Origin of the sequence: Curtobacterium sp. MMLR14_002 (assembly GCF_001864975.1) — a bacterium.
Classification (GTDB): Bacteria; Actinomycetota; Actinomycetes; order Actinomycetales; family Microbacteriaceae; genus Curtobacterium; species Curtobacterium flaccumfaciens.
This window is the reverse complement of sequence record NZ_MJGT01000069.1, coordinates 1-10,439: the sequence shown is the minus strand read 5'-3', so window position 1 is coordinate 10,439 and position 10,439 is coordinate 1. Positions and strand designations below refer to the sequence as shown.

7 protein-coding genes are annotated in these 10,439 nt (G+C 71.5%); 4 read left to right on the top strand and 3 right to left on the bottom strand.

The genetic code is table 11. The features are described from left to right. Positions 1 to 70 precede the first annotated feature (70 nt). On the top strand, positions 71 to 3,550 hold the full coding sequence (locus tag BIU91_RS13195) for an efflux RND transporter permease subunit (protein ID WP_071405827.1): 3,480 nt from the start codon (positions 71 to 73) through the stop codon (positions 3,548 to 3,550). On the opposite strand, the gene BIU91_RS13190 is transcribed toward BIU91_RS13195, so the two are convergent. Together BIU91_RS13190 and BIU91_RS13185 are read right to left on the bottom strand one after the other, a co-directional pair. After that, entirely contained in the window at positions 3,547 to 3,843 is a 297-nt protein-coding gene (locus tag BIU91_RS13190; RefSeq protein WP_071405826.1) for a hypothetical protein, read from the bottom strand. The genes BIU91_RS13195 and BIU91_RS13190 overlap by 4 nt on opposite strands. A gap of 177 nt (positions 3,844 to 4,020) precedes the next feature. Beyond that, entirely contained in the window at positions 4,021 to 5,037 is a 1,017-nt protein-coding gene (locus BIU91_RS13185; RefSeq protein ID WP_111091869.1) for an alpha/beta hydrolase fold domain-containing protein, read from the bottom strand. A 106-nt stretch (positions 5,038 to 5,143) separates the two neighbouring features. On the opposite strand from BIU91_RS13185, the gene BIU91_RS13180 reads away from it, so the two are divergent. Continuing rightward, positions 5,144 to 5,998, top strand: a complete 855-nt coding sequence (locus tag BIU91_RS13180) for a polyphosphate kinase 2 family protein (RefSeq protein ID WP_084741266.1) — start codon at positions 5,144 to 5,146, stop codon at positions 5,996 to 5,998. 9 nt (positions 5,999 to 6,007) lie between these two features. Here the strand turns inward: BIU91_RS13180 and BIU91_RS13175 are convergent, their stop codons facing one another. Next, positions 6,008 to 7,168, bottom strand: a complete 1,161-nt coding sequence (locus BIU91_RS13175) for a mannosyltransferase family protein (protein WP_071405824.1) — start codon at positions 7,166 to 7,168, stop codon at positions 6,008 to 6,010. A gap of 101 nt (positions 7,169 to 7,269) precedes the next feature. Here BIU91_RS13175 and BIU91_RS13170 point away from each other — a divergent pair, with 101 nt between their 5' ends. Then, on the top strand, positions 7,270 to 7,986 hold the full coding sequence (locus BIU91_RS13170) for a polyprenol monophosphomannose synthase (RefSeq protein WP_253183755.1): 717 nt from the start codon (positions 7,270 to 7,272) through the stop codon (positions 7,984 to 7,986). A 274-nt stretch (positions 7,987 to 8,260) separates the two neighbouring features. Continuing rightward, positions 8,261 to 10,414 (top strand): DEAD/DEAH box helicase, encoded by a 2,154-nt coding sequence (locus BIU91_RS13165; protein ID WP_071405822.1) that lies wholly within the window; start codon positions 8,261 to 8,263, stop codon positions 10,412 to 10,414. Positions 10,415 to 10,439: the final 25 nt, after the last annotated feature.

The window sequence follows — 10,439 nt, the reverse complement described above, 5'->3', positions numbered from 1 at the left end:
GTCCTGATCCGACGGCGGGTTCTGGCTGCCAGCCGAGCGTTCGTCGGTCGGTCCTGCGAGGATCGATGACGTGCACCTCCTCTCGGTCTTCAGCCTGCGCAACCGGGCCCTCATCGCGCTCGTCACGATCGTGGTCGCGGTCTTCGGCGGCATCGCGCTCTCGAGCCTCAAGCAGGAGCTGATCCCCAGCGTCGAGTTCCCGCAGGTCGCGATCGTCAGCGCCTACCCCGGGGCCACGCCAGAGGTCGTGTCGAACGACGTCTCGACCAAGATCGAACAGGCGATCCAGGTCGTCCCGGACCTCGAGTCGACCAGTGCGACCTCGTCGACCGGGCAGAGCGTGGTGTCGGCGTCGTTCCAGTACGGATCGAACCTGGCCAGCGCCGAGGACAAGATCCAGACAGCGGTGAACGCGCTGTCGCTGCCCGACTCGGTGCAGACGCAGATCGTCACCGGGTCCTTCGACGACCTGCCGGTGCTGCAGGTCGCCGTCTCGGCGTCCGGCAACCAGGAGCAGCTCGTCGACCGGCTGCAGGCCTCGGCGATCCCCGACCTCGAGAAGCTCGACGGTGTGCGGCAGGCGGACGTCTTCGGCAACCCGGGTCGTCGCGTCGTCATCACGCCGGACCAGGACGAGCTCGCCGCCCGCGGCCTCAGCCAGACGGCGATCTCGGACGCGCTCGACGACAACGGCACCCTGATCCCCGGCGGCACGATCACCGAGGACGGCTCGACCCTGTCGGTGCAGACGGGCGAGCGGATCGCTTCGCTCAAGGACATCCGCGCGCTGCCGCTGACGAGCTCGTCGAGTTCGGACGGGTCCGGGTCCGGGTCGGGTGCCGCCGGCGCAGACGGGACGGCCTCGTCCGGTGACGGCACGGCTGCGGGAGCGACCGGCACGGGGGCGACCGGCGCCGGTGCGACCGGGACCGGCACGGGCGCGACCGGCACGGGTGCGACCGGCACCGCTCCCACGGGTGACGCCGCGACGGGCGGGTCGACACCCGCGGCCACGCCGACGGACACCACCCTGGGCGACGTCGCGAAGGTCGCCATCACGGAGTCGCCGCGCACCTCGATCAGCCGCGTGGACGGCCAGCAGGCCCTGACGATCTCGATCACGAAGACGCAGGAAGCCAACACCGTCGACGTCTCGAACACCGTCCGCGGCGCCCTGCCCGGCATCGAGGACAAGATCGAGGGCGACCCCCGCTTCACCGTCGTCTTCGACCAGGCGCCCTACATCCAGCAGTCCATCGACTCCCTGGCCGAGGAAGGCCTGCTCGGGCTCGCCTTCGCGGTGCTCGTCATCCTGGTGTTCCTGCTCTCGTGGCGCTCCACGCTCGTCACCGCGATCTCGATCCCGACGTCGGTGCTCCTCGCCGCGATCGGCATGCGCGCCGCCGGCTACACGCTCAACATCATCACGCTGGCGGCCCTGACGATCGCGATCGGCCGCGTGGTCGACGACTCCATCGTCGTCATCGAGAACATCAAGCGGCACATGCTGCCCGGTGTCGACCGCGGCCAGGCCGTGCGGGACGCTGTTCGCGAGGTCGCCGGAGCGGTCACCGCCTCGACCCTGACGACCGTCGCGGTGTTCCTGCCGGTCGCCTTCGTCGCAGAACTCGTGGGGGAGCTGTTCCGACCGTTCGCCGTGACGGTCACCCTGGCGCTCGTCGCGTCGCTGTTCGTCTCGCTCACGATCGTGCCGGTGCTGGCGTACTGGTGGCTGCGCCCGCCGAAGGCGAAGCCGGGCGACGCGGCGACGGCAGCGGCAGCGGAAGCACCCACGGACGCGGAAGTGGCACCGTCGGCGATCGATGCCGAGCGCGCGCGCGAGGGCGACCGCTCGGAGGGTGCGCTCGCCTCCGCCGCGGACCTGCACGACGCCGGCCGGGTCGACCGCCTGCGCCGCGTCTACCTGCCGGTGCTCCGGTGGGTCGTCCGCAAGCCGGTCGTCGTCATCCTGCTCGCCGTGATCGTGCTCGGCGGAACGGTCGCCACGCTGCCGTTCGTCACCACGAACTACCTGGGCGACTCGGGGCAGAACACGTTCACGGTCACGCAGGACCTGAAGGCCGGTTCGAGTCTCGCCGTCCAGTCCGAGTCCGCACGCAAGGTCGAGCGGGCTCTGCAGGACGTCGACGGCGTCGAGACCGTGCAGACCACCATCGGCACGAGCGGCCAGTCGATCCAGGCGGCGTTCGGCGGGGGCGGCAGCGCCTCGGTGCAGTACGCCGTCACGACCGACGCCGAGGCCGACCAGCCCACGATCCAGGCCGACGCCCGGAAGTCGATCGGCGCGATCAAGGACGTCGGCGAGGTCACCATCGCGTCCTCCGGCGGCGGGTTCGGTGGCAGCAGCGACATCGAGGTCGACGTGACCGCGCCGACCCAGTCGCAGCTCGAGACGGCGTCGCGCCAGGTACTGAAGACCATGCAGTCGGTCCCGGACACCACGGGCGCCACGAGCAACCTGTCCGCGGCAGAACCGTTCCTCGCCGTCCGGGTCGACCGCCAGGAGGCAGCGTCACTCGGACTCACCGAGACCCAGGTGGGTGGCCTCGTCGCCGCCGCGGTCTCGCCGCGGGACACCGGCAGCATCGAGATCGACGACGCGACGCTCGACGTCTACATCGCCGACCCGGAGCCGCCGACCACCATCGCCGCGCTCCGTGCACTCGACGTGCCGACGAGCACCGGCACGGTCCCGCTGTCCGACGTCGCCACGGTCGAGGAGTCCGAGGGGCCCACCACGGTCACCACGACGAACGCGGCTCGCACCGCCACGATCACCGTGACGCCGGACGCCACGAACCTCGGTGCGGCCGTGCAGTCCGTCACGACCGCCGTCGACGAGCTCGACCTGCCGAAGGGTGCGACCGCCTCGATCGGTGGCGTCGCCGCCAGCCAGTCGTCGGCGTTCTCGCAGCTCGGGCTCGCGGTGCTGGTCGCCGTGCTGATCGTCTACGTGATCATGGTCGCGACGTTCCGGAGCCTGCTCCAGCCGCTGCTGCTGCTCGTGTCGGTGCCGTTCGCGGCGACGGGCGCGATCCTGCTGCAGATCGCGTCGGGCGTCCCGATCGGCGTCGCGTCGCTGATCGGTCTGCTCATGCTCGTCGGCATCGTCGTGACGAACGCGATCGTGCTCATCGACCTCGTCAACCAGTACCGACGGCGCGGGCTGCGGGTGCGCGAGGCGTTGATCGAGGGCGCCACACGACGCCTCCGTCCGATCCTGATGACGGCGATGGCGACGATCTTCGCGCTGCTGCCGATGGCGATCGGGCTGACCGGCAAGTCCGGCTTCATCTCGCAGCCGCTGGCACTGGTCGTGATCGGCGGCTTGGTGTCCTCGACGCTGCTGACGCTCGTGGTGCTGCCGGCGCTGTACTTCGTGGTCGAGCGGGCTCGCGAGCGCAACGACGACCGGATCGCCGCGGGCAAGACCCGGAAGCAGGCGCGCGCTGAGCGACGCCAGGAACGCGTGGAACTCCGGCAGGAACGACAGCGGCGACGAGCCGCGCGTTCCGGCAGCGCTGCCTAGCGGCGGTACTCGGCGTCGATCGCGGCGAGGGGCGAGACGACGACGCGCTCGGTCCGCTCCTCGCGCTCGACGGCCCGGAACCAGGACACCAGCACGAGGGTCAGCGTCACGAGGAACACCACGGCGGCGACCTGTGACACGACGGCCAGCTGTCCGGTGACCGAGGCGTACCCGCCGAACGACACCGCGGCGAGGAACGACAGCCCGAGCAGCAGCTCGCCGAACGTCTGCAGCGCAGGGCGGTCCCAGCGGGTCGCAGCGGCGCGGGCAGGGCGGGTCGAGGTGTCGGTCACCCCCGAAGTCTGCGGCCAGGGGGTCGGCAGCGGCAGTCCCGACTCCGGGTGGCACCCACCCGGGGCACGCGGTCGGTCTCCTGCGCCGACAAGCGACAAGCGACAAGCGACAAGCGACAAGCGACAAGCGACAACCGGCAGCCGGCAGCCGGCCGGCCGCCGGTCGGCCGCCCGCGGTCAGCCCAGCTGCGTCCGCAGGAACGTGACCACCCGGCGGCTCATCGCCTCGTCGAGCTGGGCGATGGAGTGCGCCGTGCCCTCGACCGCCACGAACGTCACCGGGACGTCGTGGGACCGGAGCGTCGCGGCGAACTCCTGCGACTCCCACATCGGGATGAACTCGTCCGTGGAGTGCCCGATGAAGAACGGCGCGGTGTCCGAGGTGACGTGGAACTCCGGCGACGCCCGCGTGGCCGCCGGACACCTGGCGTACGACCGGCACCCGAGGTAGAGCAGCTGCTTGCGCTGGAAGGCCGCGGACACCCCGTCGGGCTCGGTGGACCGGGTGGTCAGGTTCGTCGGCCCGCTCAGGTCCACCACGGCACGGATCCGGTCCCCGTCGGCGTACGCGGCGGAGTCGTGATCGGTGACGGCGAGCATCGCGGCGAGGTTGCCGCCGGCGCTGCCGCCGAACACGCCCACACGCTGGGAGTCGACGTCGTAGGTCTCGAGCGTCGCGGGACGGAACACGTAGTCGAGCGCACGGCGGACGTCGTCGAGCCCGGCCGGGAACGGATCCGTCGGTGCCAGGCGGTAGTCGACGTTGAACGTCACGAAGCCCTCGGACGCCAGGTACTTGCACACGGACCGGTACGCGGCCGTCGCCTTGTCGCCGTGCGACCAGCTGCCGCCGTGGATCATCAGGACCGCCGGGCGTCCGGTGGTGGCCTCGACCGCTTCGGCATCGGGGTCGGCGGTGGCCGAGGCGGACGGCGTCGCAGTGGGCGTCGCCGTCGTCGCGGGGTCGCTGTCGGCGGGCAGGCACACGTCGAGGCGCTGCAGCGGGTCGGTGCCGTAGGGCACGTCGGCCACCACGTCGATGCCGTGGTACCGCAGCGACAGCGGGTAGATGACGCTGTCCGCGGTCACGGTGGCGTTCTCGTCGCCGACCGGGTCCGTGCTGCAGGACGCCATCGCGCCGAGCGCCACGACCGCGGCGACGAGCGCGAGCACTGAGCGGCGGCCGGACTTCATCACGTCCACGCTAGCCGCCCCGGCGACCGCCCACGTCACCCGAGCGGAGGACGGCAGTGCGAGGATGAGCACGGCAGCCGCCGACCGGAGCACCGCAGGAGGACACGTGAGCAATCGCAAGGCCTGGAACGCCGATCCCGAACCACTGCTCCGCGTCGAACCCGGGTTCCGCCTCGACCAGGTGGACCCGGACGGCACCCCGGGCTTCCCCGGCCGCAAGATCGACGGCCTCGAGGCCCTCGCCGCCGGCGCCTCGCGTCTCGCCGCCCTGCAGGAGCGCCTGTACGCGGCGTCGACGGCCGGCGACGAGCGCCGGGTGCTGCTCGTGCTCCAGGCGATGGACACCGCGGGCAAGGGCGGCATCGTCTCGCACGTCGTCGGTGCGGTCGACCCGAACGGTGTGCACTACGCCGGCTTCAAGGCCCCGACGGCCGAGGAGCGCGAGCACGACTTCCTCTGGCGCATCGAGAAGCAGCTGCCGGCAGCCGGGCAGCTCGGCGTCTTCGACCGCTCGCACTACGAGGACGTACTCGCCCAGCGCGTCCGCGGGCTCGCCGCACCGGACGAGATCGAACGCCGGTACGGCGCGATCACCGCCTTCGAGGACGGCCTCGCCGCCGCCGGCACGACCATCGTCAAGGTGATGCTGCACATCTCGAAGGACGAACAGCGCGAGCGCCTCGGCGACCGGCTCGACCGCCCCGACAAGCACTGGAAGTTCAACCCGAGCGACATCGACGACCGCCTGCTCTGGGACCGCTACCAGCAGGCGTACCAGATCGCCCTCGACCGCACGTCGACCCCGCAGGCGCCCTGGTACGTCGTGCCCGCGAACCGCAAGTGGTACGCCCGCCTCGCCGTGCAGCAGCTCCTGCTCCGGGCGCTGGAGGACATGCACCTGTCGTGGCCGAAGGCGGACTTCGACGTCGCCGAGCAGCGTCGTCGGCTCGCGGAGTCCTGAGCCACCGGCTCAGGGATTGTGGGTGAGGAACAGCACCCACACCGCCGCGGGCTGCGCGAGCACGCAGCCACCGAGCACGACCCCCCGTCGCAGCGCGGTGCGGTGCAGGATCGGCGCACCGAGCAACGGGGCCGCCGGCAGCAGCAGCCGCGGCAGGCTCTGTTGGGGCAGGAACGTCGCGAAGAGGTAGAGCAGGTACGACGCCGAGCCGAGCAGCGGCACCGAACCGATCCGGCGGGTCGAGCGTGACGACAGCCACCACCCGGCGGCGCCGACCGCGACGAGCACAGCGACCACGCCGAGCGCGCCCGCGACCCGGTCGGCCTGCAGGAACCACGGTGTCAGCGGCACGAAGTGCTGCACGTCGAGGTGGAGCCGCCACCACGCGAGTTCGGTCTGCAAGTAGGCGTCGGGAACCCCGGTGACGAGCGCCGCGACGACCGGCCACGCCAGGCCGGCCGCCGCCGTGACGAGGCCGGTGACGACGATCGCGACACGCTCCCGCACGGGCACCGGGTCGTGCTGCACGAGCCGGAGCACGGCGTGCAGCGCGAGCGCCAACGGGATCGCGAGCGCTCCGGGCCGGGTGAACGCGAGAACCGTGACGATCGGCAGGACCGTCCAGTAGTGCCGCCGCTGCATCGCGATGAGTGCGGCGAACGCGAGCAGCAGGCCGAGCGACTCGGCGTAGGCGAGCTGCAGGACGAACGACATCGGTCCGAAGGCGAAGAACACGCCCGACCACAGCGCGGTGGTCCGTCCGACATGTGGACGGACCAGGACCATGAGTGCGACGGACGCCGCGCCGCCGAACGCCGTCGCGAGCAGCACCGCGACCACCGCGGGGTCGGCGCCGGTCGTGCTGGCCGCCCGCACGACCGCCGGGAACACGGGCAAGAACGCCCAGGCGTTCTGCTGGACGGCGCCGGTGTCGTCGACGGGCAGCGTGCTCGGGTAGCCCTGCCGCGCGATCTCGAGGAAGTACTGGCCGTCCCAGGCGGTCGAGCGTTCGAAGAACCCCTTCCAGCCGTGCGGGTCGCCGAACCCGACCGGGTCGCTGAACGCGAACCCCAGCGTGAACGTGACGGTCGTCACCACCCGCGCGAGTGCGTAGAGCGCGAGGGTGATGAGCCAATCGGGCAGTGTGCGGGTCCCCGTGCTGTCTCGCATGCTGGCCTCCGTGGTGTCGTTGCGTATATGTTGTTCTGATATCCAATTCGATCCGCACGGCAACGGGGTAATCCTTGAAACTTCGCAGTGGCGATGGAGGGGTGCTCGTCGTCATCCCCACGTACGACGAGCGCGAGAACATCGAGTCGGTCGTCGCCCGCGTCCTCGCGGCACGCCCCGAGGTCACCGTCCTGGTCGTCGACGACGGCAGCCCGGACGGCACCGGCGCGATCGCGGACGGCCTCGCCCGGGACGACGAGCGTGTGCACGTCCTGCACCGCACCGAGAAGGCCGGTCTCGGTGCCGCCTACCTGGCGGGGTTCGCCTGGGGGCTCGAGCGCCACCACGACGTCCTGGTCGAGATGGACGCCGACGGTTCGCACCGGCCCGAAGAACTCGGCAGGTTGCTCGAGCGCTCGGCGGTGGGTGCCGACCTGGTCATCGGCTCGCGCTGGGTGCGCGGTGGCTCGGTCGTGAACTGGCCGTGGCACCGGATCGCCCTGTCGCGCGGCGGCTCGCTCTACAGTCGGCTCGTGCTCGGTGTCCGGGTCCGCGACCTCACCGGGGGCTACCGCGCGATCCGCGCGGACCTCCTCCGTTCGCTCATCGCGGAGGGCATCGCCTCGGCCGGCTACTGCTTCCAGGTGGACCTCGCCCGACGCGCGCTCCGGGCAGGTGCCGTCGTCGCCGAGGTCCCCATCACCTTCGTGGAGCGCGAGCGGGGCGAGTCGAAGATGAGCGGTGGAATCGTGGTCGAAGCGCTCGTGCGCGTCACCGGGTGGGGGCTGCAGCGGCTGTTCCGGCTGGGCTCGCCGTGACGCGTCGCGTCCGGTGCGGCCAGGAGGCGCGGATCACCCCGCTCGACCGGCCTGCGTTCGCATCGGGGCTGGCGTCAGGGCACCGGCTCGCGTAGACTCGCTCGGTCGGCCTTCGACGTCGTGACATTGTGATCACGGAAATTCTGCTGGGTGTGTGTTGCTCGAGGGCTGGAATCACGTCGACTCGCGACGGGATGAACCCCCTCTCCGCAAGCAGCCCCCGCCGATGTCGCTGTCGGGCGCTGCGGTACGTTGCGCACCCGAGAAAGCAGCCATGGCCCCGTACAACAAGGGCGGCGCGGACAACCGCGCCTCCGACCGCGTCCGCCACCCGAACGGCACCCCCGCCGCCCGCAGCAGCAAGCACCGCGGGTTCCGCGCCGCCGACTCGTCGCAGCCGCGCCAGAAGCAGCGCTGGGACGCCGAGGAGCGTCGCGGTCGCGCGTCGCAGGGCGAGCGTCCGGCCCGTCCGAACTGGGAGCCGCGTGACAGTGGCGGCCAGCGTCGCCCCGACCGCGACGACCGTGGTGGTCGCGGCTTCAACCGTGACGACCGCGCCCCGCGTCGCTTCGATCGTGACGACCGTGCGCCCCGTCGGGACAACGACGACCGTCCGCGTCGTTCGTTCGACCGCGATGACCGCGCGCCCCGCAGCTTCAACCGCGATGACCGTGCGCCCCGTCGTGACAACGACGACCGTCCCCGTCGCTTCGACCGCGACGACCGCGCGCCCCGCAGCTTCAACCGTGACGACCGTGCGCCCCGTCGTGACAACGACGACCGTCCGCGTCGCTTCGACCGCGACGACCGCGCCCCGCGCAGCTTCAACCGTGATGACCGTGCCCCGCGTCGTGACAACGACGACCGTCCGCGTCGCTCGTTCGACCGTGACGACCGTGCGCCCCGTCGTGACAACGATGACCGACCGCGTCGTTCGTTCGACCGTGACGACCGTGCGCCGCGCAGCTTCAACCGTGACGACCGCGCGCTCCGCCGTGACAACGACGATCGCCCGCGTCGCTCGTTCGACCGCGATGACCGTGCACCGCGTTCGTTCAACCGCGACGACCGCGCCCCGCGTCGCGACAACGACGACCGCGCCCCGCGCAAGTTCGACCGCGACGACCGCAGCGACCGCACCCCGCGCCGCTCGTTCGACGATCCCGAGCGCGGCAAGTTCGTGCCCGCCGACGACGTCAAGCTCGAGAAGCTGCAGGCCGAGGCCACCATCGCGGCCGACGTCGAGGGCGTGACCTTCGGCGACCTCGGCATCGGTGGCAACATCTCCCGCGCCCTGCAGGAGCTCGGCGCCTCGAGCCCGTTCCCGATCCAGGCGGCGACGATCCCCGACGTGCTCGCCGGCAAGGACGTCCTCGGCCGTGGCCGCACCGGCTCCGGCAAGACCATCGCCTTCGGTGCGCCGCTGGTCGAGAAGCTCATGGAGCACGGCGGCGGCACCAAGCGCAAGATGGGCCGCGCCCCGCGTGCGCTCATCCTCGCGCCGACCCGTGAGCTCGCCCTGCAGATCGACCGCACGGTGCAGCCGATCGCCCGCTCGGTCGGCCTGTTCACGACGCAGATCTACGGCGGCGTCCCCTACGGCCGTCAGGAGGGCGCGCTGGAGCGCGGCGTCGACATCATCGTCGGCACCCCCGGTCGTGTGCAGGACCTCATGAACAAGGGGAAGCTCGACCTCAGCGAGGTCATCATCTCCGTGCTCGACGAGGCCGACCACATGTGCGACCTCGGGTTCCTCGAGCCGGTGCAGGAGATCCTCTCCGCCACGGCCGAGGTCACCCCGCAGGGCAACCGCGCGCAGAAGCTGCTGTTCAGCGCGACGCTCGACACCCAGGTCGCGGCGCTCGTCGAGCAGTTCCTGCACGAGCCGAGCGTGCACGAGGTCGCGGGTGAGGACCAGGCGTCCTCGACCATCGACCACCGTGTCCTCGTGGTCGAGCAGCGCGAGAAGGACCGTCTCCTCGAGGAGCTGGTCGCCGGCGACGGCAAGACCATCGTCTTCGCCCGGACCCGCGCCTACGCCGAGCGCCTGGCCGACCAGTTCGAGGACGCCGGCATCCGCGCGACCTCGCTCCACGGTGACCTGAACCAGTCGCGCCGCACGCGCAACCTGCAGCTGCTCACCAGCGGCCGGGTGAACGTGCTCGTCGCCACCGACGTCGCCGCCCGCGGCATCCACGTCGACGACGTCTCGCTCGTCGTGCAGGCGGACGCCCCGGACGACTACAAGGCGTACATGCACCGCTCCGGCCGCACGGGTCGTGCCGGCAAGGAGGGCACGGTCGTGACGATCGTCCCGCGTGGCCGCATCCGCAAGATCGAGGGCATCCTCGAGCGCGCCGAGATCGAGGCGGACCTGGTGCAGGCCGCACCCGGTGACGGCATCGTGTCGGAGCTCGCCGCGCGCTAGTCGCGACCACACGACGGACGGGAGG

What these genes read in the sequence shown, in the direction of transcription:
- BIU91_RS13185 (WP_111091869.1), bottom strand. Translation starts at nt 5,037, where the DNA reads ATGAAGTCCGGCCGCCGCTCAGTGCTCGCGCTCGTCGCCGCGGTCGTG.
- BIU91_RS13175 (WP_071405824.1), bottom strand. Translation starts at nt 7,168, where the DNA reads ATGCGAGACAGCACGGGGACCCGCACACTGCCCGATTGGCTCATCACC.
- BIU91_RS13165 (WP_071405822.1), top strand. Translation starts at nt 8,261, where the DNA reads ATGGCCCCGTACAACAAGGGCGGCGCGGACAACCGCGCCTCCGACCGC.